The organism is Polaribacter sp., assembly GCF_024639685.1.
In the GTDB taxonomy this organism is placed as follows: Bacteria; Bacteroidota; Bacteroidia; order Flavobacteriales; family Flavobacteriaceae; genus Polaribacter.
Genome location: NZ_JAHEHX010000006.1, coordinates 13,371 through 38,691, shown reverse-complemented (window position 1 = coordinate 38,691; position 25,321 = coordinate 13,371). Strand labels below are relative to the sequence as shown.

General features: G+C 34.4%; 21 protein-coding genes and 1 tRNA gene. 16 read left to right on the top strand and 6 right to left on the bottom strand.

Features of this window, described 5'->3' with window-relative positions; genetic code table 11:
* Positions 1–200 precede the first annotated feature (200 nt).
* The 5 genes from Q0L44_RS04470 to Q0L44_RS04450 form a co-directional block, all read right to left on the bottom strand.
* Positions 201–1,664: a glutamate synthase subunit beta gene (locus tag Q0L44_RS04470; protein WP_296635823.1), complete on the bottom strand. Its 1,464-nt coding sequence runs from the start codon at positions 1,662–1,664 to the stop codon at positions 201–203.
* 4 nt (positions 1,665–1,668) lie between these two features.
* Entirely contained in the window at positions 1,669–6,180 is a 4,512-nt protein-coding gene (gltB, locus tag Q0L44_RS04465) for a glutamate synthase large subunit (RefSeq protein ID WP_296635821.1), read from the bottom strand.
* Between the two features lie 217 nt (positions 6,181–6,397).
* Positions 6,398–7,627: an ammonium transporter gene (gene amt / locus Q0L44_RS04460; protein WP_296635818.1), complete on the bottom strand. Its 1,230-nt coding sequence runs from the start codon at positions 7,625–7,627 to the stop codon at positions 6,398–6,400.
* A 6-nt stretch (positions 7,628–7,633) separates the two neighbouring features.
* Positions 7,634–7,984 carry a P-II family nitrogen regulator gene (locus Q0L44_RS04455; RefSeq protein ID WP_296635815.1) on the bottom strand — a complete coding sequence of 117 codons (351 nt, stop codon included), beginning with the start codon at positions 7,982–7,984 and terminating at the stop codon, positions 7,634–7,636.
* A gap of 30 nt (positions 7,985–8,014) precedes the next feature.
* The gene (locus Q0L44_RS04450; RefSeq protein WP_296635812.1) at positions 8,015–9,004 is read right to left on the bottom strand and encodes an outer membrane beta-barrel protein; all 990 of its coding nucleotides are present in this window, start codon (positions 9,002–9,004) and stop codon (positions 8,015–8,017) included.
* Positions 9,005–9,276: 272 nt separating this feature from the next.
* Here Q0L44_RS04450 and Q0L44_RS04445 point away from each other — a divergent pair, with 272 nt between their 5' ends.
* The gene (locus Q0L44_RS04445) at positions 9,277–10,059 is read left to right on the top strand and encodes a tRNA pseudouridine(38-40) synthase TruA (RefSeq protein ID WP_296635810.1); all 783 of its coding nucleotides are present in this window, start codon (positions 9,277–9,279) and stop codon (positions 10,057–10,059) included.
* A gap of 135 nt (positions 10,060–10,194) precedes the next feature.
* On the opposite strand, the gene Q0L44_RS04440 is transcribed toward Q0L44_RS04445, so the two are convergent.
* Entirely contained in the window at positions 10,195–11,337 is a 1,143-nt protein-coding gene (locus Q0L44_RS04440; RefSeq protein ID WP_296635807.1) for an acyl-CoA dehydrogenase, read from the bottom strand.
* Positions 11,338–11,427: 90 nt separating this feature from the next.
* Between Q0L44_RS04440 and Q0L44_RS04435 the strand changes: the two genes are divergently transcribed.
* From Q0L44_RS04435 to Q0L44_RS04365, 15 genes are all read left to right on the top strand, one after another.
* Entirely contained in the window at positions 11,428–12,486 is a 1,059-nt protein-coding gene (locus Q0L44_RS04435; RefSeq protein ID WP_296635805.1) for an anhydro-N-acetylmuramic acid kinase, read from the top strand.
* A gap of 189 nt (positions 12,487–12,675) precedes the next feature.
* The gene (locus Q0L44_RS04430) at positions 12,676–13,902 is read left to right on the top strand and encodes a Glu/Leu/Phe/Val dehydrogenase dimerization domain-containing protein (protein ID WP_296635802.1); all 1,227 of its coding nucleotides are present in this window, start codon (positions 12,676–12,678) and stop codon (positions 13,900–13,902) included.
* A gap of 10 nt (positions 13,903–13,912) precedes the next feature.
* Positions 13,913–15,388 carry a sodium/proton antiporter NhaB gene (nhaB, locus tag Q0L44_RS04425; protein ID WP_296635799.1) on the top strand — a complete coding sequence of 492 codons (1,476 nt, stop codon included), beginning with the start codon at positions 13,913–13,915 and terminating at the stop codon, positions 15,386–15,388.
* A 114-nt stretch (positions 15,389–15,502) separates the two neighbouring features.
* Positions 15,503–16,189, top strand: a complete 687-nt coding sequence (locus Q0L44_RS04420; protein WP_296635797.1) for a MotA/TolQ/ExbB proton channel family protein — start codon at positions 15,503–15,505, stop codon at positions 16,187–16,189.
* 40 nt (positions 16,190–16,229) lie between these two features.
* Complete coding sequence (locus Q0L44_RS04415) at positions 16,230–16,622, top strand: biopolymer transporter ExbD (RefSeq protein WP_296635794.1); 393 nt, start codon at positions 16,230–16,232, stop codon at positions 16,620–16,622.
* A 58-nt stretch (positions 16,623–16,680) separates the two neighbouring features.
* Positions 16,681–17,511, top strand: a complete 831-nt coding sequence (locus Q0L44_RS04410) for an energy transducer TonB (protein ID WP_296635791.1) — start codon at positions 16,681–16,683, stop codon at positions 17,509–17,511.
* 25 nt (positions 17,512–17,536) lie between these two features.
* On the top strand, positions 17,537–17,962 hold the full coding sequence (locus tag Q0L44_RS04405; protein WP_296635788.1) for an adenylyltransferase/cytidyltransferase family protein: 426 nt from the start codon (positions 17,537–17,539) through the stop codon (positions 17,960–17,962).
* An 11-nt stretch (positions 17,963–17,973) separates the two neighbouring features.
* On the top strand, positions 17,974–18,405 hold the full coding sequence (locus Q0L44_RS04400; RefSeq protein ID WP_296635786.1) for an adenylyltransferase/cytidyltransferase family protein: 432 nt from the start codon (positions 17,974–17,976) through the stop codon (positions 18,403–18,405).
* Positions 18,406–18,420: 15 nt separating this feature from the next.
* Positions 18,421–19,629, top strand: a complete 1,209-nt coding sequence (locus Q0L44_RS04395) for a folylpolyglutamate synthase/dihydrofolate synthase family protein (protein ID WP_296635783.1) — start codon at positions 18,421–18,423, stop codon at positions 19,627–19,629.
* Between the two features lie 87 nt (positions 19,630–19,716).
* Positions 19,717–20,667, top strand: coding sequence for a GDP-L-fucose synthase (locus Q0L44_RS04390; protein ID WP_296635826.1), 951 nt, complete (start codon positions 19,717–19,719; stop codon positions 20,665–20,667).
* A gap of 69 nt (positions 20,668–20,736) precedes the next feature.
* Entirely contained in the window at positions 20,737–21,084 is a 348-nt protein-coding gene (locus Q0L44_RS04385; protein WP_296635781.1) for a four helix bundle protein, read from the top strand.
* A 60-nt stretch (positions 21,085–21,144) separates the two neighbouring features.
* A complete protein-coding gene (gmd, locus tag Q0L44_RS04380) occupies positions 21,145–22,293 on the top strand; it encodes a GDP-mannose 4,6-dehydratase (protein WP_296635778.1) in 1,149 nt (382 codons plus the stop codon).
* Between the two features lie 216 nt (positions 22,294–22,509).
* A tRNA-Val gene (locus Q0L44_RS04375) sits at positions 22,510–22,584 on the top strand.
* Positions 22,585–22,970: 386 nt separating this feature from the next.
* A complete protein-coding gene (locus tag Q0L44_RS04370) occupies positions 22,971–24,254 on the top strand; it encodes a nucleotide sugar dehydrogenase (protein ID WP_296635775.1) in 1,284 nt (427 codons plus the stop codon).
* Positions 24,254–25,186: a Gfo/Idh/MocA family oxidoreductase gene (locus tag Q0L44_RS04365; RefSeq protein WP_296635772.1), complete on the top strand. Its 933-nt coding sequence runs from the start codon at positions 24,254–24,256 to the stop codon at positions 25,184–25,186. Before Q0L44_RS04370 ends, Q0L44_RS04365 begins: the two co-directional genes overlap by 1 nt.
* Positions 25,187–25,321 lie beyond the last annotated feature (135 nt).

The window sequence follows — 25,321 nt, the reverse complement described above, 5'->3', positions numbered from 1 at the left end:
TTTCTTTAAATCTTGACCTAGTCAAGTAACTAAAACCTCATATCTATGATATGAGGTTTTTTTATATAACGAATCTATTTTTAAATCTTTATTAATATTAAATATATAATATCCTGATGTAATGATTATTTTAAATCTTTAGATATTAAAAAAGCCCATATTTAAAATATGAGCTTTTTTTAATTCTAATAAAGTTTTATTTACATTGACACAAGGTCTCCAGCGATATCTTTTGAAGGAAGTTCAGATTTACCCATTAAGAATAAATCTACTTGTCTTGCAGCTTCTCTACCTTCAGAAATGGCCCAAACTATTAAAGATTGTCCTCTTCTCATATCTCCAGCTGTAAATATATGTTTTATATTGGTTTGGTACTTTCCATAATCAGCAATATAATTAGACCTTTTGTCTGTATGTATACCTAGTTTTTCTGCTAAAGTACTTTCAGGTCCTGTAAAACCTAAAGCTAATAGTGCCAAATCACAAGGCCAAGTCTTTTTAGTGCCTGGAATTTCAATCAACTCTGGTCTTTGACCAGGTATTATTTTCCACTCTACATTAACTGTTTTTAAAGCAATTAATTTTCCGCTATCGTCTTTTACAAATTCTTTCGTGTTAATTAACCAATTTCGTTCTGCACCTTCTTGATGTGATGACGAAGTTTTTAATTTTAGAGGCCAAAAAGGCCAAGGTGTAGTAGGCGATCTGTGTCCAGGTGGTTTTGGCATTATTTCGAAATTCACTACAGTTTTAGCTCCTTGTCTATTTGACGTACCAATACAATCTGAGCCAGTATCTCCACCTCCGATAACAATAACATTTTTATCTGTAGCTTTAATTTGATTTTCTACTTTTTTATCAAATATAACTTTTGTTTGTTGTGTTAGAAAAGTCATGGCTTGTACAACACCATCAGCATCTATACCAGGTGTAGGTAAACTTCTAGTTTTTGTAGCTCCACCACATAAAACTATAGAATCAAACTTATCTAAATTTTTAATATCATAATCAACACCAACATTAACATTGGTTTTAAATATGATTCCTTCTGCTTTTAATATTGCAATTCTTCTATCTATAATATGTTTCTCCATTTTAAAATTTGGAATTCCATATCTTAACAATCCTCCAATTTCGTCATGTCTTTCAAAAACAGTTACTGTATGACCAGCTCTATTTAGTTGTTGTGCAGCTGCGAGACCTGCTGGTCCTGAACCAATAACAGCGATAGTTTTGTCTGTTCTAGTTTTCGGTATTTGAGGCTTAATCCATCCTTCTTTAAAAGCGCGTTCTACAATGTTTTTTTCTATATTTTCTATTGAAACTGGATCTTCTATAATACCTAATACACATGCTTGTTCACATGGAGCAGGGCATAATCTTCCTGTAAATTCTGGAAAATTATTTGTTGAATGTAATATCCAAGATGCTTTTTTCCATTCTCCTTGATGCACCATATGGTTAAAGTCTGGTATTAAATTCCCTAAAGGACAACCACTGTGACAGAATGGAATACCACAATCCATACATCGTGAACCTTGTTTGGTAATTTCTTTATCTGCCAAAGGAACCGTAAATTCATTATAATGTTTTACACGATCCATTACAGACTTATACGTTTCATCTTGTCTTTCAATTTCTTTAAATCCTGTTACTTTTCCCATGACATTATGCTATTGTTAATTCTTCAAACATTGGTTCTTCTGTTTCTAAACGTTCTAAAGCACGTTTATATTCAGTTGGCATTACTTTTACAAAGTTGCCTAAACTATTATCCCAATCAGTTAATAAAACTTTTGCTTTTTTACTGTTGGTATACAAATGATGTTTTTCAATATTCGATTTTAATTCCGCAGCATTATCTTCAGAAATGCTTTCGAATTCAATGGTTTCAGTATTGCATAATCCGTTTTTAAAATTACCTTCTGGGTCAAAAACATAGGCTATACCACCACTCATACCAGCTGCAAAATTTCTACCTGTTTTACCTAATACTATTACTTGGCCACCTGTCATATATTCACAACAATGATCACCTACACCTTCTACAACTGCTGTAGCTCCTGAATTACGAACTGCAAAACGTTCCCCTGCAATACCATTAATGTAAGCTTGACCGTTAACAGCCCCAAAAAGACAAACATTACCAACTATAATATTATTCTCGGCAAGAAAATCTGCAGAAGCAGGTTTCTTTACAATTAATTTAGCACCTGATAATCCTTTACCTAAGTAATCATTAGTATTACCCTCTAAGGTAAAGGTTAATCCATAAGCACCAAACGCTCCAAAACTCTGTCCAGCAGAACCAGTGAATTTAATATTTAAAGTGTCTTCAGGTAAACCTAAATGACCATAAATTTTAGATATTTCATTACTAACAATGGCACCTACAGTTCTATTTGTATTTTTTATAGGATAATTAAGATTCATTTTCTCTTTCCTATACATCGCTCTATGAGAGTCTTTAAGTATGGTAAAATCTAAAACTTCATCTATATTATGATCTTGTTTTTCTGTATTGTTCACAGTCATTTTTCTATATGAATCTGGTCTATGTAGAATACTAGAAAGGTCTAATCCTTTTGCTTTATAATGTTTAATTGCTTTATTGGCGTTTATCTTATGTGTTTGTCCCACCATTTCAGATAAAGTTCTGAAGCCTAATTGAGCCATGATATTTCTTAATTCTTCTGCAATGTAATAGAAGAAATTAATTACATGCTCTGGTGTACCTTTAAAGTTTTTTCTTAATTCCTTATCTTGAGTAGCAATTCCAACAGGGCAAGTATTTAGATGACACTTACGCATCATAATACAACCAGAAGCTACCAATGGTGCAGTTGCAAAGCCAAATTCTTCAGCGCCTAAAAGTGCTGCTATAGCTACATCTCTACCCGTTTTTAATTGACCATCACATTCAACAACAATTCTACTTCGCAAGCTATTCATTACCAAAGTTTGCTGTGCTTCAGCTAAACCAAGTTCCCATGGTAAACCTGCATGTTTTAAAGATGTTAAAGGAGAAGCTCCTGTACCTCCATCATAGCCTGATATTAACACAACATCTGCTTTAGCTTTAGCTACACCTGCTGCTATTGTACCTACACCAACTTCTGAAACTAATTTTACGTTAATTCTTGCTTCTCGATTCGCATTTTTTAAATCGAATATAAGCTGTGCTAAATCTTCAATAGAATAAATATCGTGGTGTGGAGGAGGCGAAATTAAACCTACAAAAGGTGTTGAATTTCTTGCATTTGCAATCCATGGTAATACTTTATAACCAGGTAATTGACCACCTTCTCCAGGTTTGGCTCCTTGAGCCATTTTTATCTGAATTTCTTTAGCATTGGTTAGATAGTGAGACGTAACTCCAAATCTACCAGAAGCAACTTGTTTGATGGCAGAATTTCTACTGTCTCCATTGCTATCTTTTTGAAAACGTGTTCTATCTTCACCACCTTCTCCTGAATTAGACTTACCTCCAATTCTATTCATTGCAATTGCTAAATTCTCATGAGCTTCTCTAGAAATAGATCCATAAGACATGGCACCAGTTTTAAAACGTTTTACAATATCTGTCCACGGTTCTACTTCTTCTAAAGGAATTGGATCTAAGTTATCAAATTCAAACAAACCTCTAATTGTCATTAAGTTTTCAGCTTGTTCATTTACAGCTTTTGCGTAAACATCATAACTTTTTTGATCACTTAAACGTACAGCTTGTTGTAATTTAGAAACAGTTGTTGGGTTAAATAAATGACGTTCTCCATTTCTTCTCCATCTATAATCTCCACCAATGTTTAAACCTAAGTTTTTATCAATTTGATTATCTGGATATGCCTGTTTGTAACGTTGATCTATTTCTTTTTCTATCTCATATAAACCTATCCCTTCTATTCTTGATGCAGTATATGGAAAATATTTTTCTACAAACTGAGAATTGAACCCAACAATCTCAAAAATTTGAGAGCCTCTATAGGAATGTAAAGTTGAGATTCCGATTTTATTCATCACTTTCAACAACCCTTTACCAATAGCTGTATTAAAATTATCTACAGCTTTTTGCTCATCCATATCAGTAATGAAGCCTTCTTTAACTTGCATTCTAATAATTTCGTTCACCATATAAGGGTTAATAGCACTTGCGCCATAACCAAATAGTGTTGCAAAATGATGTGGTTCACGAGGTTCTGCAGATTCTATAATAATATCAAAATGAGAACGTTTACGTAAACGATTTAATTGATGATTTACAAATGAACATGCTAAAAGTGCAGGTATTGGTGCTAATTCTTGATTAACTCCTCTATCTGAAAGTATGATGATATTTTTCTTAGCCTCAAGTGCTTTTTCTATTTGGATTACAATAGCTTCTAAAGCATTTTCAAGGCCATTTAAACCTTTGCTCTTTGGGTATAAAATCTGTATAGTTTCTGCTTTAAAACTTTCGATATTTATACTTCTAATTTTTTCTAAATCAGCATTAGAAATTACAGGATTCTGTATTCTTAATTTTCTACATTGTCTTTCTGTAATGCTAAATATATTTCTGTCTTTTCCTAAATTTAAACTAATATCAGTAACAATATTTTCACGAATACCATCTAAAGGAGGGTTGGTTACTTGTGCAAAAAGTTGTTTAAAATAATTTGAAATTAATTGAGGTCTGTCTGATAGTACAGCTAATGGAGTGTCTATACCCATTGAACCTAAAGCCTCTTTACCAACTTGCGCCATTGGTGTAATTACTTCTTGAATATCTTCAAACGTGTAATTAAATAAACGTTGACGCGTTTTAATATCAATAGTTTCTATAGGACAAGTTTCACTTGTATAAGGAACATCCTTTAGGTGTAAACGTGTTTTATCTAACCATTCTTGATAAGGTCTTTCTGCAACAATTTTACTTTTAATTTCTTTGTCTTCAATGATTCTGCCTTCATTCATATCTACCAAGAACATTTTTCCTGGTTCTAAACGTCCATGTTCTTTAACGTCTGATGGAGCTATATCTACAACACCAATTTCTGAAGACATGATAAGTTTACCACTCTTGGTAACTGTATATCTAGATGGTCTTAAGCCATTTCTATCTAAAAGTGCACCTATATAATCACCATCTGTAAAAGGTACAGAGGCTGGGCCATCCCAAGGCTCCATAATACAGCCATTGTATTCATAAAACGCCTTACGTTCAAGAGACATTGTTGCATGTTTTTCCCAAGCTTCAGGAATCATCATCATCATAATTTCTGGTAACGACCTACCTGTGTGTGTTAATAATTCGACAACCATATCCATTGATGCTGAATCTGATTTGCCTGGAAGAATGATTGGGAATAATTTATCGATTTGAGGACCAAAGACATCACTTTTCATGATTTCTTCTCTAACTCTCATTCTACTTACATTTCCTCTTAAAGTATTGATTTCACCATTTTGACACATATGTCTAAATGGTTGTGCAAGCTCCCAAGTTGGCATTGTGTTTGTAGAAAAACGCTGATGCACTAGTGCTAATCTTGTTACTAAATCTATTTCTTGTAGATCTTTATAATATGGGCCAATATCTTCTGGCATAATAATACCTTTATAAATAATGGTTGTTATTGATAAGCTTGGAACGTAGAAATAATTATTCTCAGAAATTTTTGAAGTTCTAATTGTATGTTCAGCAATTTTTCTCGCTGCGTATAATTTTGCTTTGAAAGTAGCCTCATCAATATCATCTGATTTACCTACAAAAAGTTGTTCAATATTTGGTTCTGATGCTAATGCAATTTCACCAAGTTGTGATGAATCTACAGGAACAACTCTCCATCCAATGACAGTTAAACCTTGCTCTGTAATTTCTTTTTCGAAGACAGTTTTACAAAAATTATACTGATTAGAAACTTTTGGTAAGAAAACCATACCAACTGCATAATCTCTTTGCTTTGGTAGTGCAAATTCGCATACTCTAGTAAAATATTCATGAGGAATATCAATCAATAAACCTGCTCCATCTCCTGTTTTACCATCTGCACTTACACCACCTCTATGCTCTAGTTTTACAAGGATTTCTAGTGCATCATGAATAATTTGATTTGTTTTTTTTCCATTCAAATTACATATAAATCCAGCACCACAATTCTCATGTTCAAATTCTGGTAAATACAATCCTTGTTTCTCCATATCAAATTAAATTATATTTACAAATCTATGAATTTTATTAAATATAATTTAAAGATACGGGGTTTTAGTTAAAATTTTTATGATGGAAATAAAATATCAATATCAAAAATATACTTATCATAATTTAGATTAATCAAATTTGTGATATTCTTAAAAAGTAAATAAATAAGGCTCTAAACCAAAGTTTAGAGCCTTATTTATATATTTAACAAACACCTTAGTGTTCGTTTAATCTAAAATCTGAATAGGCGTCCATACCATGTTCATGCGCATCTAACCCTTCTAATTCTTCTTTTTCGCTAACTCTAATTCCCACTGTTTTCTTTAACGTAAAAATGATTAAGAAAGAAGTTGCCAAGCAAAAAGCAGCATAGCAAGCTACTCCAGTTAATTGTATTAAGAAAGTGTGTTCTGGGTTTGTAGAAAAAATTCCAACAGCTAATGTTCCCCAAATTCCACAAATTAAGTGAACAGCAATTGCGCCTACCGGATCATCTAATCTTATTACATCTACAAAAGCAACAGCAAAAACAATTAATGCTCCAGCTATACCTCCAATTATAATTGCACTTTCTGGTGTCATTACATCTGCCCCTGCAGTGATTCCCACTAAACCACCAAGTATTCCGTTTAAAAACATAGTTAAATCTAAGTTTTTATACTTTAAGAAAGAGACTAAAGCAGCAATTACACCACCAGCAGCAGCAGCCAAACATGTGGTTACTAAAGTTAAAGAGGTTAATTCTGGGTCTGCAGATAATACAGAGCCCCCATTAAATCCAAACCATCCTAGCCACAATATTAGAACTCCAGCTGTAGCTAAAGGGATGTTGTGTCCTGGAATTGCTTGTGTTTTTCCATTTTTAAATTTTCCTATTCTTGCATCTAATAACCATACTGCTACTAAAGCAGCCCAACCTCCAACAGAGTGCACTAGTGTAGATCCTGCAAAGTCATAAAAACCTAGCTGATCTAAGAATCCACCACCCCATTTCCAAGAGCCTGCAATTGGATAGACAAGTCCAACATAAATGACTGTAAAAATCATAAACGGACCAATTTTCATGCGTTCTGCTACTGCTCCTGAAACAATTGTAGCTGCAGTTGCTGCAAACATTCCTTGAAATAAGAAGTCTGTCCACCAGGTATAGCCACCATCAGCATATTCAGTTGTCATTCCGTTTTCTGGTGCTGATATCCCAAAACCAGCAAAATCTAAAAATCCTGCTGAACCTTCTGCAAATCCAGGGTACATTAAGTTAAAACCACCAATATAGTAGAGCAATAAACCTACTGTAATGATAAATATATTTTTAAATAAAATATTTATTGTATTTTTTTGACGTGTTAATCCAATTTCTAAAAATGCAAAACCTGTATGCATAAAGAAAACTAAGGCTGTACAGATCATCATCCATACATTATTTGCTGTAAATAATCCTTCCATTGTGTTTTATTTTGATATTTTTTTTAATGTTTCTCCTCCTTTTTCACCTGTTCTTATTCTGTAGGCTTCACTAATGTCTGAGATAAAGATTTTACCATCTCCTACCTCTCCTGTAGCTGCTGACTTTAGTAGCGCATTGACGGTAATTTCCTCAAAGTTGTCGTTTACCACAATAGAAAGGTGTCTACGTTGTATATCGCTAGTACTGTAACTTACACCTCTGTATACATGGGCTTCTTTTTCGTTTCCTAAACCAGTAACATCCCAGTATGAGAAAAAGTTAACATCAACTTCGTGTAAAGCCTCTTTTACTGCTTTAAATTTTGATTTTCTGATAATTGCTTCAATTTTCTTCATTTTTGATTATGATTTAAATTTTTAATTGTTTTAAAAAGCGTAGACTGCTGCTAGTGCGAATGAACTTAAAGATTTATCACCTACAAAAGCTGTTTCAGAAGCTGCGTCTAAGCGTAATTCAGGGATAATCGTTAGTGCACCAATCTTATAATTTCCAGTTAATGTAGTCGCAAAAACACTTGATTCAGCTACCCCTGTTCCAATGGCTCCAAAATCGCCATCAGTTTCTTGGAAAAATTCTGCTCTTAGTCCAATTTTAAAATTTTCTGAAGTAGCAATTTGTGGGTATAAAACAGCACCATAAAATCCCGGTGCTTCATCTCCAGAAAAATAAGCGGCATTAACTCCTAAAAAGAAAGTATCAGAAACATCAAATCCTCCTGTAAAATCAACCTCGTAAGCACCTTGATCGTATAAGAAATTGATGAATTGTCCAGAGAATCCTAATTGTGCGCCAAATGCGTAGCTTCCATTTGGGTTATATTCTGTTGCATCTGTAGGGTTCATTACTGCCAACATTAGCGAAGTGTTCTCAGATAGTGCAATGTCTGCTTTAATTCCTGTATGACTAAAAGGTCCGTATGAAAATAAATACGAAGTACTGTAATTAAAGTTTGCCGTTGGTGAAATTACCTCATATCCTAAAAAGGTGTTGAAGTTTCCAATAGTTAAGGTTACTTTATCACTTACATTCCAATATGCATAAAGTTGATTTACAATTGATGATGAGTTGCCAACAGAGTTAAAAACGGCATCTGCGCCTCTTGGTCCGTAAACCATATCTGCAACAAAACCTACTTTTTCTCCTTCGTAACCTGCAATTAAATTAATCATTCCTAGTGCAAAACCGGGTTGATTTGCAAAAGAACTTCCTGGAGCAGTATCGTAATTTCCACCACTTATATTTCCTCTAAAGTAGGTGTCTACACTACCGCTTAATGTAAATGTTTTTTCTTCGTTTTCCTGTGCATTAGCTAAAAAACTTGAAGCTAATAATAATGTGAAAATAATTTTTTTCATAATGTTGTTCTTTTCGTTTTTGTTAATAGTTTATTTGTTTAACGGTGTAAATGTATGTATTAATATTAAAACTACAAGGGGTGGTGTTTTTAAAAAAGACTAATTTTTATAATATACCCTCAAAAAAAAGGGGTTAAAATTATTATAAGTGTATTTTGTTGTTTTTTTAGGGTAAAAAAAACAAGGTTCAAAAAAAAATGAATATATATTTTGAGATATTCATAAAAATGCACTTTTTGTAAAAAAAAATGGAATTATTGTATTTTTGCATTATGAATTATGTAAAAAGTTACTTAATCTCTTTAGAATTTCTTGGATTTCGTTTTTCAGGCTGGCAAAAACAGCCTAATGCTAAAACCTTGCACGATATTGTAGATAAAAGCTTGTCTTTCGTTTTAAAAGATGCTACTTATAAGACTATTGGAGTGGGGAGAACTGATGCTAAAGTGTCTGCGATTGGATATGTTTTTCAGCTTTTTGTACTTTTTACTCTCAAAGAAAATAAATTTTTGGAGGAGTTGAATGCTAACTTTCCTCCAGATTTTAGAGCAAATTCAATTTTAGAAGTTGGTTTAGATGTAAATATTATTAACGTGCCTAAGGTAAAAGAGTATCATTATTATTTCTCATTTGGCTCCAAAAATCACCCTTTTGCAGCACCTTTTATGGTAAACGAGTCAAATAATTTAGATATTGAGCTAATGCAAAAAGGAGCTAAACTTTTTCAAGGGAATCATTATTTTCATAAGTATTGTACCAAACCTTCCGAAAAAACTATCTTTAAGAGAACTATTGATTATTGTGAAATTGTAGAGAATACAATTCTAACTGCAAACTTTTTTCCTGAGCACTCCTATGTGTTACTAGTAAGAGGGAAGGGGTTTCTGCGGTATCAGATTCGTTTAATGATGGCTACATTATTTGAATTAGGAAAGGGGAATTTATCATTACAATATATAGAAGACTCTCTAAAAGTTGATAATGACAAGCAATTTATGCGCAATATTGCGCCTGGTTCTGGCTTGCAGCTTTATAAAGTGGATTTAGAGTTGTAGTGGGTGTCTTTTATATTTTGTACGTTGAATAAGTTACTCATTAATATATAGCTCCTTTTTTTTTGGAATTGTTTTTGGATAAAAAAATCCATCTTTCATAAAAAGATGGATTTCATTGTTAAGATATATTGCTTGTTATCCTTTAATGACACCTCTAGAAATTACAATTTTTTGAATTTCTGAAGTTCCTTCATAAATTTGTGTAATTTTTGCATCACGCATCAAACGTTCTACATGGTATTCTTTTACGAATCCATTACCTCCATGAATTTGTACAGCTTCAACGGTTTGTTCCATTGCTACTTTAGATGCGTATAGTTTTGCCATTGCAGAAGCCATGTCATAATTTTCTTTACGGTCTTTTTGCCAAGCAGCTTTCATTACTAACATTCTTGCAGCTTCAATTTCTGTGTACATGTCAGCTAATTTAAATGCAATGGCTTGGTGGTTGCAAATTTCTGTACCAAAAGCTTTACGTTCTTTTGAGTATTTTAATGCCAATTCGTAAGCTCCAGAAGCGATACCTAAGGCTTGTGCAGCAATACCAATTCTTCCTCCAGATAAGGTTTTCATTGCGAATTTAAAGCCAAAGCCATCTTCACCAATTCTATTTTCTTTAGGCACTATTACATCGTTAAATTGTAGGGTGTGCGTGTCTGAGCCACGAATACCCAGTTTGTCTTCTTTTGGGCCAATATCAAAACCTTTCATTCCTTTTTCTACGATGAAAGCATTAATTCCTCTATGTCCTTTTTCTCTATCGGTTTGGGCAATCACAAGGTATACGTCTGAGCGTCCTCCATTAGTGATCCAGTTTTTAGTACCGTTAATTACATAATGATCTCCTTTGTCTATCGCTGTAGTTGCTTGTGAAGTTGCATCAGAACCGGCTTCTGGCTCAGACAAACAGAATGCGCCAATTTGTTCTCCTGTAGCTAATTTGGTTAAGTATTTTTGTTTTTGAGCCTCTGAACCATAAGCTTCTAACCCATAACAAACGAGTGAATTATTTACAGAAACCATCACAGAAGCAGAAGCATCTATTTTAGATAATTCTTCCATAACCAATACATAAGAAATGGTGTCCATTCCGCTACCTCCGTATTTTGGATCTACCATAATTCCCATAAAACCAAGGTCTCCCATTTTACGAACCAATTCTTGGGGGAATTCTTGCTTGTTATCTCTTTCGATAACACCAGGTAGTAATTCTGTTTGTGCAAAATCTCTTGCAGCTTCACGAATTATTACGTGTTCTTCTGTTAAACTAAAATCCATGAATATATTTTTATTATATTGATAATTTTTGACTGCAAATATATCGATTTCGTAACATATTTTCAATAGACTTTTATTAATTTTACAGATATGATGAATAAATCTGTTTTTTCTATTGGGGTAATGTCTGGAACTTCTTTAGACGGTATTGATCTGGTTTATGTAAAATTTGAAACCGATAATTCTGCAAATTTTAAAATAATTCATGCAGAGACTATTCCATATACAAAAAAGTGGAAGGTTTTGTTGCAAAACGCAATACATTATACGAGAAATGAGTTGAATGTTTTGCACAAACAATATGGTGGGTTTTTAGGGGAAGTAATTGCTGATTTTAAAAGTAATTATAACATTCAGCACGTAGATTTTATTGCTTCTCATGGACACACTATTTTGCATGAACCCGATAAAGGAATTACACTGCAAGTTGGGTGTGGTAAAAAAATCGCAAAAAAGATCAATATAAAGGTTGTTTATGATTTTAGAACCCAAGATGTAAAACTTGGAGGGCAAGGTGCTCCCTTGGTGCCTATTGGAGATCAGGTCTTGTTTAAAAACTACGAGTATTGTTTAAATTTAGGAGGGTTTTCTAATGTTTCTTATGCTTTAAATAACCAAAGGATTGCTTTTGATATTTGTCCTGTAAATATTGTATTAAACCATTATGCGAATCAGCTCGATTTGCCCTACGATGTCTCAGGAAAATGTGCAGCAAAAGGCATAGTAAACGAAGCGCTTTTAATGCAGCTCAATGCCTTAGAATTTTACAAAAAAGAAGCTCCAAAATCGTTAGGTTTAGAATGGGTTCAAGAGCATATTTTTCCATTAATTAATGCTTGTGAAAAAGATGAGTTTATGGTGTTGCGCACTTTTGTAGAGCATATTGCTATTCAAATAGGAGCGGTTATTTTTAAAAGTGATGCTGTGTTAGTGACAGGAGGTGGTGTTTTTAATGATTTCTTAATGCAAAGAATACAGTATCACGCGCAAAACAAGATAACTTTGGTGCCCGATAAACTTATTCATTTTAAAGAAGCCTTAGTGTTTTCTTTCTTAGGATTGTTAAAATTAAAAGGAGAAGTAAATTGCTTAAAATCGGTAACAGGCGCTAAAAAAGATCATTCTTCAGGTGTGGTCGCCTACCCTTAAATTTTAGTATTCTTTTCGATTATTTATTTTAAGAATCATTTTTTTACAGTAAGTTTGTTTCTAGCTAGATAACCAAATATAAATTCTTAAAATAGTATAGAAAATGCGTCAACTTTAATTTTGCAAAGCGATTAATATTCAAATTTAGATTACAAAATTAAAAGTTTAAAAAAACACATTAAAATACAGGTGAAAGAATTATTAAAAATATACGAAAACAAAGCACCAGAAATCGTTTTTAACTGGAAAGATTCTGAAACAGAAGCAGAAGGTTGGGCTGTAATTAACTCGTTAAGAGGAGGAGCAGCAGGAGGAGGGACTCGAATGCGTAAAGGATTGGATATGAATGAGGTACTTTCTTTGGCAAAAAACATGGAAGTAAAATTCACCGTTTCTGGACCTGCCATTGGAGGAGCAAAATCGGGTATTAACTTTGATCCTCAAGATCCGCGAAAAAAAGGCGTTTTAGAACGTTGGTATAAAGCAGTAGCACCTTTGTTAAAGAGTTATTATGGTACTGGAGGCGATTTAAATGTAGATGAAATCCATGAGGTAATTCCTATTACCGAAGAAAGTGGCGTATGGCATCCTCAAGAAGGTGTTTTTAATGGCCACTTTAAACCAACCGAAGCAGATAAAATCAATCGAATTGGTCAATTGCGTTTGGGGGTTATCAAAGTAATTGAGAGTAAAGCGCTTTCTCCAGATGTTAGTAGAAAGTATACCGTTGCAGATATGATTACAGGATATGGTGTTGCAGAAGCTGTAAAACACTATTACAACATATATGGAGGTTCTGTAAAAGGAAAAAAAGCAGTAGTGCAAGGTTTTGGAAACGTAGGTTCTGCAGCAGCTTACTATTTAGCAGAAATGGGAGCTAAAGTAGTTGGAATTATAGATAGAGATGGAGGCGTTATTAATGAAGAAGGCTTTACTTTTGAAGAGATTAAAGCATTTTTCTTAACAAAAAAAGGAAATACATTAGTAGCAGACGCTATGATTCCTTTTGATGAGATTAATGAAAAAATTTGGAATATACCCTGCGAAATATTTGCACCCTGTGCAGCATCAAGATTAATTACTCAAAACCAAATTACTCAAATGATTTCCTCTGGTTTAGAGGTAGTATCTAGTGGAGCTAACGTACCTTTTGCGGATAAAGAAATCTTTTTTGGATCTATAATGGAAAATACAGACAAAAAAGTAAGTTTAATTCCAGATTTTATTAGCAATTGCGGAATGGCTAGAGTATTTGCCTATTTTATGGAGCGAAGAGTTGAATTGACAGATGAGGCAATTTTTGCGGATACCTCTGAAATTATTAAACAAGCACTTCAAAAAACTTTCGAAAAAAGTAATCAAAAAATAAAAATTAGTGAAACAGCGTTTGAAATAGCGCTACAACAATTGATATAAAATATATACTATGTTTAAAAATTTTTTAGGAAACAGTCCGAAGTGGTTTAAAATGATCATGATTTGGTTTTTAATTTTCAATGTATTTTCTTTCTTTATTTTAGGTAAAACCGTCACAGCATGGATTTTTATTGGGGAGTTTATATTTACTTTGGCAATGGCATTAAAATGTTACCCACTTCAATCAGGAGGGTTATTAGCTATAGAGGCCATTGCACTCGGATTAACAACTTCTAAAAATGCTTATCATGAAGTAGACCAAAATTTAGAAGTTGTGTTGCTTTTGGTGTTTATGGTGGCTGGGATTTATTTTATGAAACCTCTATTAATGTATATTTTTAGTAAGGTGTTTACCAAAATAAAATCTAAAGTAGTATTGTCTTTACTTTTTGTGTTTTTATCAGCTATACTTTCTGCATTTTTAGATGCATTAACTGTAACGGCGGTTTTAATTAGTGTTGCTGTTGGTTTTTATGGGGTGTATCATAAAATCCATTCTAATGAATCTGCCGATTTTAATCAAGATGGAATTCCAGATAGAAAAGAATTAAGTGGAGAAACACTAGAGCAATTTCGTAGTTTTTTAAGAAGTTTAATCATGCATGGAATTGTGGGTACTGCTTTAGGAGGAGTATGTACTTTAGTAGGTGAGCCACAAAACTTATTAATTGGAGAACGCGTAGGTTGGGATTTTATACAATTTTTCTTAAAAATGGCACCTATTACGTTACCTGTTTTAGGAGCAGGTTTGCTAACTACCATACTTTTAGAAACTACAGGTTGGTTTGGTTTTGGAGCAAAATTACCCTCTGTAGCCGCTGATATAATTGAAAATTATACGTTAGAGGAAGACAACAAAAGAACAAGTGCACAAAAATATGGTCTTATCATACAAGGTGTTTCTGCGCTATTGTTAATAGCAGGTTTGGCTTTGCATGTTGCTCCTGTTGGCTTTATAGGTTTGGCTTTAATTATAGTGCAAACGGCCTTTATGGGTATTGTAGATGAGCATCAGTTAGGGCACGCTTTTGAAGAGGCGCTTCCTTTTACAGGGTTACTTGTGGTCTTTTTTGTTATTGTTGCCATGATTCACGATCAGCATTTGTTTAGTCCAATTATACAATGGGCATTAGCGCAAGATCCGGCATCACAACCAGGGTTATTTTACATTGCTAACGGATTCTTATCAGCCATAAGTGATAATGTATTTGTTGCTACAGTATATATTGGAGAGATAGAAGCCGCTTTTAAAAGTGGAGCTATTGATAGAGAACATTTTGAAAAGTTAGCGATTGCTATTAACACAGGTACTAATTTACCGAGTATAGCAACACCAAACGGCCAAGCTGCTTTCTTGTTTTTATTAACGTCTTCACTAGCACCTTTAATTAACCTATCTTATGGTAAAATGGTTAAAATGGCATTGCCATACACTATTGTGTTAGGAGGTTTAGGTTATTTTATGGTAAAATTACTTTTATCTTAAATAGTGAGTAAAAATTTATTTGATATCTAAAAATCCTGAATTTAATGATTCGGGATTTTTTAGACAATTTAAACACAATACGTTCGTTAATACGTTAAACATAAAATTATTTTAATGGTAACATTTTCTCAAGAAAATTCCGCTTTACAAGAAGAAGTACTACAAGAAAAAACATTGTCAATCTACCAACTAATTCTAGATGGAGGTTTAGGGGGGCAAATTATTATTGGACTTCTTTTTGTGCTTTTGGCAGTTGCTTTGTATATCTATTTTGAAAGAATTTTTGCAATTAAAGCAGCTTCTAAGGTAGACAAGAACTTTATGAATCAAATAAAAGATCATATAACCAACGGTAAATTAGCAGCAGCAAATGCTTTGTGCGAAAGTAAAAATACGCCTACAGCACGTTTAATTGGTAAAGGGATTTCTAGAATAGGAAAGCCTTTAGAAGATATTAATACAGCTATAGAAACTACTGGTAAATTAGAAATTTATGCTTTAGAGAAAAACGTTTCGGTATTGGCAACAGTAGCAGGAGCTGCACCAATGATTGGTTTTTTAGGAACTGTAATCGGAATGATTGTTGCGATTCACGAAATTGCAAATGCTGGAGGTCAAATAGATATTAAAATGCTTTCTGACGGTTTGTATACAGCCATGACTACGACTGTTGCAGGACTTATTGTTGGAATTATAGCGTACATTACGTACAATCACCTGGTGGTAAAAACCAATAAAGTCATTTATCAGATGGAAGCAAAGTCGGTCGAGTTTTTAGATTTATTGAATGAACCTGTTTAAGGGGTTTTACTTGGATGTCTAATATAAATAAGGTTTTAGCATGAATTTAAGAGGAAGAAATAAAGTAGACCCATCATTCAATATGTCATCAATGACAGATATTGTATTTCTATTGTTAATTTTTTTTATGTTAACATCTACCTTAGTCACTGTAAGTGCTATAGATGTTCTGTTGCCTAAGGCTGGTGGTAAAACTGAAAATAACACATCAGTTGCTGTATCTATTACCAATACTTCACAATTTTATATCGATAAAACCAAAGTATCCTCTTCTAATTTGGAGAATGAACTATTAAAAAAAGTGGGTTCAGATAAAAAGAAGACCGTTATTATTCGTGGAGATAAAAATGTGCCTTACAAAAATGTGATGCAGGTTATAGACATTGCAAATAAGAACAAACTAAAGATGATTTTAGCGGTAAAAGGAAAGTAATCTCTAGTTTTACTAAGGCTTATTCAGTTTTAGAACCTTTGACATTTAGACATATCATATGCCCATATTAAAGACCAAACATCAACGAAAATCAGCCATTATAACAGCAATAGTATTACTGTTATCTGTGTTGCTAATTTTTAATTTTGGAATGACCTATTTAGATCCTCCAAAAGAATATGGAGTAGCTATTAATTTTGGCAATTCAGATGATGGTAAAGGAAAACCAATTCAAGAAACAAACAAAGCAACAGCACCTAAAGAAGTTGAGAAAGAAGAAGAGGTAGTAGAAGAGGTCAAAGAAATTCTAAAAGAAATCATCAAAGAAGATCTTATTACAGATGACACCAATACAGAAGCAACCGTTGTAGAAAAAACTAAAGAAATAGCAAAAAAGCCAATCGAAAAAGTTACAAAAGAAAAAGTTGTACAAGAAAAGCCAAAACCAAAGCCATCTAAAGCAACAACAGATGCGTTAAATAACTTGTTAAATGGGGCTGAAAAAAATGGAACTCAACAAAGAGAAGGAACAACCGATAAAGAAGGTGTAAAAGGAAGTAAAGCAGGTAACAAGAACGCGCCTGATTTTTATGGAAATACAACGTCGGGCAATGGGAATACTTATAATTTGGCGGGAAGAAACGTAGTGACAATCCCAATAAAAAAACCCGATTGTCAAGAGGAAGGTATAGTAGTAGTTCGAATTACAGTAAATAGAAAAGGCGAGGTTATACAAGCAGAATCTGGTGTAAAAGGATCTACCAATACCGCAGATTGTTTGCGAAAGCCTGCTAAAGAAGCTGCACTGCAAACAAAATGGAATTCAGATTTTAAAGCGCCTTCTAACCAAATTGGCACTATTATTTATAAATTTAGCCTTACTCAATAAAAATCCAATAACCAATTACCTAAAAATGAAGAAAAAAGCAATTATTGTGTCTGGTTATTTTAATCCAATACACAAAGGGCATTTGGAATATTTTAACAACGCAAAAGCACTCGCAGACGAGTTGTTTGTAATTGTAAATAGCGATTTTCAAAGAGCTTTAAAAGGATCTAAAGAATTTCAGAAAGAGGAGGAACGTTTATTCATTGTACAGAATATAAAAGCAGTAGATCGTGCGATTATTTCTGTAGATAAAGACAGAACAGTGTGCGAATCTATTCGTACTTTACACCAAAAATATGGAAATGAGTATCAGATTGGTTTTGCAAACGGAGGTGATCAAGACAATAACTCTATTCCAGAGGCGCCAATTTGTAACGAATTAGGCATTCAGTTAATCGATGGTTTAGGAGATAAAATTCAATCTTCTTCTTGGTTATTAGGGAAACAATAAACAATAAAATTATGAAAATAGGAATAACTTTTAGTGCGTTCGATTTACTTCACGCGGGTCATATCACTATGTTAGAAGACTCAAAGCGTCAGTGCGATTATTTAATTTGTGCCCTACAAACAGATCCTACTTTAGATAGGCCAGAAAAAAATAAACCTGTACAGTCTGTTGTAGAAAGATATATTCAGTTAAAAGGATGTAGATTTGTAGATGAGATTGTTCCTTATGCTACAGAGCAAGACTTAGAAGATGTTTTACGTTCTTTTAAGGTAGATGTTAGAATTATTGGAGAAGAGTACGCAAGCAAGCAATTTACAGGTAGAAAATATTGTGAAGAAAAAGGTATCGAATTGTATTTTAATAAGAGAGAACACCGTTTTTCTAGCAGTGGACTGCGAAAAGAAGTACAAGAAAAAGAAAATTTAAAAAGAAAAGATAAGTAACTTTTTTAAGTTTTTATGACTTACAAGGAAACGCTTGAGTGGATGTTTGCCCAGTTACCCATGTATCAACATCAAGGAAAAACTGCCTTTAAAAAAGATGTTACCAATTCTATTGCTTTAGCAAAAGAGTTGAATCATCCAGAGCATAAATTTAAATCCATTCATGTTGCAGGTACTAACGGCAAAGGATCTACCTCGCACATGTTGGCTTCTGTTTTGCAAGAAGCAGGGTACAAGGTAGGTCTTTACACCTCTCCGCATTTAAAGAATTTTACAGAACGGGTTCGAATTAATGGCAGAGAAATTCCAAAAGAAGATGTCACTACTTTTATTGGGCAGCATAAAGCGTTTTTAGAAAAACACCAGTTGTCTTTCTTTGAGATGACAGTTGGGCTAGCATTCGATTATTTTGCACGTCAAAAAGTAGACATTGCTATTGTAGAAGTAGGGTTAGGGGGTCGATTAGACTCCACCAACATTATTACACCAGAAGTAGCTGTAATTACGAATATTGGGTTAGATCATACTCAGATTTTAGGAGATACCTTACCGTTAATTGCCTCAGAAAAAGCAGGAATTATAAAAGAAAATGTCCCTGTTGTTATTGGAGAAAAACAGTCGGAGCTTGTTTCGGTATTTTCAGACAAAGCAGCGCATCAAAATACCCAACTCGTTTTTGCTTCCGATAGCTCTTTTTCATACAAAACCGATCTTTTAGGGCATTATCAAGAGGCGAATGTAAAAACAGCAGTAACTGCCATTCACCAATTACAAAATTTTAAAATTTCGGAAGAAGCCATAAAACGAGGCTTACAAAATGTTGTAAAAAACACCAATTTAAAGGGTAGGTGGCAGCTATTGCAAAAAAGTCCGAGGGTAATTTGTGATACTGCACACAATACAGAAGGCTTAACTTTAGTTTTGCAACAATTAAAACAGGTGATTTCTTCGCAATTGCATGTGGTATTAGGTGTTGTTTCTGACAAGGAATTGGCTACTGTATTGCCATTATTTCCCAAAAATGCTACCTATTATTTTTGCAAACCAAACATTCCAAGAGGCCTATCTGCAGAAATATTGCAGCAAAAAGCAGGTGTTTTTGGATTGCAAGGCACTGTGTTTGCATCTGTAATTCAGGCCTATAAAGAAGCGTTGTCTAAAGCGCAATCGTCAGATACAATTTATGTGGGAGGTAGTACGTTTGTAGTGGCAGAGGTGCTTTAATAAATATCTTCTCTTTTAGTTATATTTGTAAGCACTACAGCAATAAAAATCGAGAAATACATACGAATGACATTAAAACTAAAGGCAATTAAGCCTTCAACAAAAATTTATATTGCCGGGCATAAAGGAATGGTTGGTGCTGCAGTTTGGCGCACTCTAGAAGCTAAAGGCTATACACATTTAATTGGCAAAAAAAGCCACGAATTAGATTTAACAAATCAAAATTTAGTCAATCGTTTCTTTGAAGAAGAAGCACCTGAAATTGTGATTGATGCAGCTGCAAGAGTAGGTGGTATTTTAGCGAATCAAAACTACCCATACCAATTTTTAATGCAGAATCTTCAAATCCAGAATAATTTGATAGACGCCGCACACCAAAATAATGTTCGCAAATTTATCTTTTTAGGGAGTTCTTGTATTTATCCAAAGTTTGCCAAGCAGCCTTTAAAAGAGTCTTATTTGTTAACCGATACTTTAGAGCCCACGAATGAATGGTATGCCATTGCTAAAATTGCAGGAGTAAAGGCCTGTGAGGCCATTCGTAAAGAATATCAAAAAGATTTTTTAAGCTTAATGCCTACTAATTTATATGGCTATCATGATAATTTTGATATGGAAACCTCACACGTGTTGCCAGCCATGCTTCGAAAGTTCCATGAGGCAAAAATAAATAACAATGCACCAGTTGAGTTATGGGGAAATGGGGAACCTATGAGGGAGTTTTTGTTTGTAGATGATCTGGCAGAGGCAGTGGTGTTTGCGTTAGAAAACAAGCTTTCATCGCATTTGTACAATGTGGGCACAGGAAAAGACGTTACCATAAAAGCATTGGCAGAAACCATTCAAAAGATAGTGGGTCATACAGGTAGTATTATTTGGGACGCGTCAAAACCCAATGGCACCCCAAGAAAATTAATGGATGTGTCAAAATTGAAAGCAGCCGGCTGGACATATACAACAGCATTAGAAGCCGGAATACAAAAAACATATCAATGGTTCTTGGAGCATATAGATAGTGTGAAGGAGGTTAAATTATAAAGCCGTCTTTCGTTGTTGGTTAATCGCAAAACGCATAACGAACAACGAAAAACGCACAACGAAAATAGAATGGAGAATAAATTACAAGTTTGGGAATTAGCACATCAATTTACATTGGATGTATATCAAATTTCAAAAAACTTTCCTTCTTCAGAAAATTTTGGTCTTACCAATCAATTAAGGAGGAGCTCTAGTAGTGTTCCCACAAATATAATCGAAGGGCAAGGAAGGCAGTATAAAAAGGAGTTTACACAGTTTTTATATATTGCAAAAGGCTCATTAGAAGAATCAAATTATCAATTATTTTTAGCAAAAGATTTAAAGTACATTTCTAATGAAGAATATCTTAAGTTATATTCGCTTTGCACAAGAATAAAAATGATGTTGCAGAAATTAATTAAATCATTAAAGGACTAATCATATTTTCTTTATCCCATCATTAATCAACGAAAAACGCACAACGAACAACAAACAAAAATGAAAGTAGCATTAATAACAGGAGTAACAGGGCAAGATGGTGCTTATTTAAGTGAGTTCTTATTAAAAAAAGGATATACCGTACATGGTTTAAAAAGAAGGTCTTCTTTATTCAATACCGACCGAATTGATCATTTGTATCAAGATCCACATGTAGATAATCAGAAATTTATTTTGCATTATGGAGATATGACGGATAGTACCAATTTAACACGGCTCGTTAAAGAAATACAGCCAGATGAGATTTACAACTTGGCAGCTATGAGTCACGTACGTGTTTCTTTTGAAATGCCAGAATATGTTGCAGACACCGATGGTGTGGGTACGTTACGGTTGTTGGAGGCAATTCGTTTATTGGGCTTAGAGAACAAAACACGAATTTATCAGGCCTCTACTTCAGAGCTGTATGGTAAAGTGCAGGAAGTACCACAAACGGAAACGACTCCTTTTTATCCGAGATCGCCTTATGCTGTTGCAAAAATGTATGCCTATTGGATAACGGTGAATTATAGAGAAGCTTATGGAATGTATGCGTGTAATGGAATTTTGTTTAATCATGAATCTCCCTTGCGTGGTGAAACTTTCGTTACACGAAAAATCACTAGAGCCACTGCTAAGATAGCGTTGGGTTTACAAGAAAAAATCTATTTAGGAAATTTAGATGCCAAAAGAGACTGGGGGCATGCCAAAGATTATGTGCGCATGATGTGGATGATTTTACAAGCAGAACAACCTGAAGATTGGGTAATTGCTTCGGGTAAAACTACGACTGTCAGAGATTTTGTAAGCATGGCATTTGCGGAGGTTGGTGTGGAATTAGAATTTAAAGGATCAGGTATAGATGAAAAAGGCTATATAAAATCGATAAATACAAAAATTTACGATAATTTATTTTCGAGCACAGTGCAGAAATCTCAGTTTTTAGCAGTGGGCCAAGAAGTGTTGTCTATAGACCCTAAGTATTTTAGACCTACAGAAGTCGATTTGTTAATTGGTGATGCTTCTAAGGCAAAAGAGAAGTTGGGTTGGGAGTGCGATTATGATTTGCAAGATCTTGTAAAAGACATGATGCAATCAGATGTAAAGTTGATGCAAAAAACACAATTATTAAAAGATAATGGTTACGAAACGTTAAATTACTTTGAATAATTGACATTGAGCTACGAAATGTCACTTCGAGTGCAGTCGAGAAGTCTCACAACGCCACACTACTCATACTGTTGAACCGAGCGTAGTCGAGAAGTCTCATAATACTGGTTTTGAGGAGTTAAACAAAGTGCATCCTTTTTTCATTGAAAAAAAATAAAATAATTTTCATTTTATGTTTGGTAGATTTAAAATCTATACTATATTTGCATCCGCTTAGGGCAATTAGCTCAGTTGGTTCAGAGCACCTCGTTTACACCGAGGGGGTCGGGGGTTCGAATCCCTCATTGCCCACATCAATTACAATCCTGTCGAATTTCGACAGGATTTTTTTGTTTTAAGAAGGGTTGCGCTTGCGCTATAATCGAAATGACGAAGGGGAGCGCAATGTCATTAGGTTAAACTAAGCACAGTTGGTTAACGCAATGTCACTTCGAGCGTGGTCGAGAAGTCTCCGTTCCGCTTATAGCTATGCTAGCTACTTTCAATTAAAATAAATTTTAATTTCAGTAATAGTCGAAATGACATTTAGGTACGCACTGTCATTACAATAGCGAAATGACAAGGAGGAACGCATTATCAGTAGGGGTGCGCAACCCAGAAGCCTCACGATTAATCAAAAATTGTATGTGAAGTAAACATTAAAAAACTTAACTTTGTATAAGAACAATTGTTGATTCATGGAGCACACAAAAATAGCTATTATTGGTCTTGGGTATGTAGGATTACCACTAGCACGTCTGTTTGCCGAAAAATATGCAGTAGTAGGTTTCGATATTAATGCAAGTCGGATTGCTTCATTGCAAGAGGGAGTAGACACCACCTTAGAGGTCGAAAATACAGCACTACAATCTGTTATAAAGACAGCAAATACTCACAAAAATGGACTCTTCTTTACGCAAGATGCATCAGAGTTAACCGCCTGCGATTACTATATTGTTACAGTACCTACTCCTGTAGACACCAATAATCAAGCAGATTTAACACCTTTGTTAAAAGCTAGTGAAACCGTAGGGAGTGTGTTGCCTAAAGGGGCTACTGTTATTTACGAATCAACCGTATATCCTGGGGTTACAGAAGACAGTTGTGTGCCTGTATTGGAAAAATATTCCGGACTTACCTTTAACAAAGACTTTTTTGTTGGGTACTCTCCAGAACGCATTAATCCAGGAGATAAAACAAGAACCATAGAAAACATTTTAAAGATTACTTCAGGCTCTACAGTCGCAGTAGCAAAAAAAGTAAACGCATTATATCAATCGGTAATTACAGCAGGTACGCATTTGGCCTCTAGCATAAAAGTGGCAGAGGCAGCTAAGGTTATCGAGAATTCGCAACGAGACATTAATATCGCCTTTATAAACGAGTTGGCTAAAATCTTTGGCTTAATGAACATCAGTACGCAAGAAGTATTAGAAGCTGCAGGGACCAAATGGAACTTTTTACCCTTCACACCGGGTTTGGTTGGGGGGCATTGCATTGGCGTAGATCCGTATTACTTGGCGCAAAAAGCCCAAGAAATTGGGTACTATCCAGGAATTATCTTGGCAGGTAGAAGAATAAACGACAGTATGGGAAACTATGTGGCATCGCAAGTAATCAAATTGATGGTAGCGCACAAAATAGGCATAGAAAACGCATCGGTTTTGGTATTGGGCGTTACGTTTAAAGAAAACTGTCCAGACATCAGGAACTCTAAGGTCATCGATGTGATTACTTCTTTGCAAGAATACGGAACAAAAGTTACCGTTTTTGATCCTTGGGTAAACCCTAAAGAAGTGGAGCGAATTTATGCGGTAAACGCAACACAAACAGCACCCCAAGCAAAATTTGATGCTGTGGTTTTAGCGGTGGCACATCAAGAGTTCATCACGCTGAATTTACAGCAATTTAAAAAAGAAAAGTCAGTGGTTTATGATGTAAAGAGCATCTTGCCCAAAGAACAGGTAGATAAAAGTTTGTAATGAAAAACTTCGGATTAATAGGTGCAGCAGGCTATATCGCACCACGTCATTTAAAAGCCATGCAAGAAACCAACAGTCAATTGTTGTGTGCCTTAGATAATTTTGATAGTGTAGGGGTCATGGATCAGTACTTTCCCAATGCTCACTTTTTTGTGGAGTTTGAACGCTTTGATCGACATATCGAAAAATTAAAGAGAAACGGTCAGTATTTAGACTATATTAGTATTTGTACCCCTAATTATTTGCATGATGCCCATATTAGAATGGCATTGCGTGCAGGGGCAGATGCCATTTGCGAAAAACCGTTGGTGTTGAATCCTTGGAATATAGACGCTTTGCAAGAAATAGAGGCGCAGTATGGCAAGCGTATTCATACCATATTGCAATTGCGATTGCATCCAAGCATCATTCAATTGAAAAAAGACATTGCTGCCAAAAATGCAAAGACCAAACACGAGGTCGACTTAACGTATATTACCTCTCGTGGAAAATGGTACGACATCTCTTGGAAAGGTGATGCCGAAAAATCGGGTGGCGTTGCTACCAACATCGGAGTTCATTTTTTTGACATGCTCTCGTGGATTTTTGGGAAGGTGCAACACAACGAAACCCATTTGCACGAAAAACACAAAGCGGCAGGCTATTTAGAATTTGAGAATGCTAGGGTACGTTGGTTTTTATCAATCGATGCGCAAGACTTGCCACAAGAAATTCAAGCAAAACAACAACGCACGTATCGTTCTATTACAGTAGATGGTCAAGAGCTAGAATTTAGCCAGGGGTTTACCGATCTGCATACGGTATCTTACCAAGAAATTTTAAAAGGCAATGGTTTTGCCATAGAAGAGGCAAAAACATCTATAGCTATTATTCATACCATTCGCAACCAAAAGATAGGCACATCATTTTCTAAACACCCTTTGGTACAGTAATTGTTTTTTTTGCTTTTTCTATAAAGCCTAAACGCGAAAAAAAACCTTGATATTTGCGATCATTTCATTTTGAGGATTTTAAAATAATGATATCTTTGTTTTGAAAAGAAAAAGAAAGGTTACTACCAAAAAATT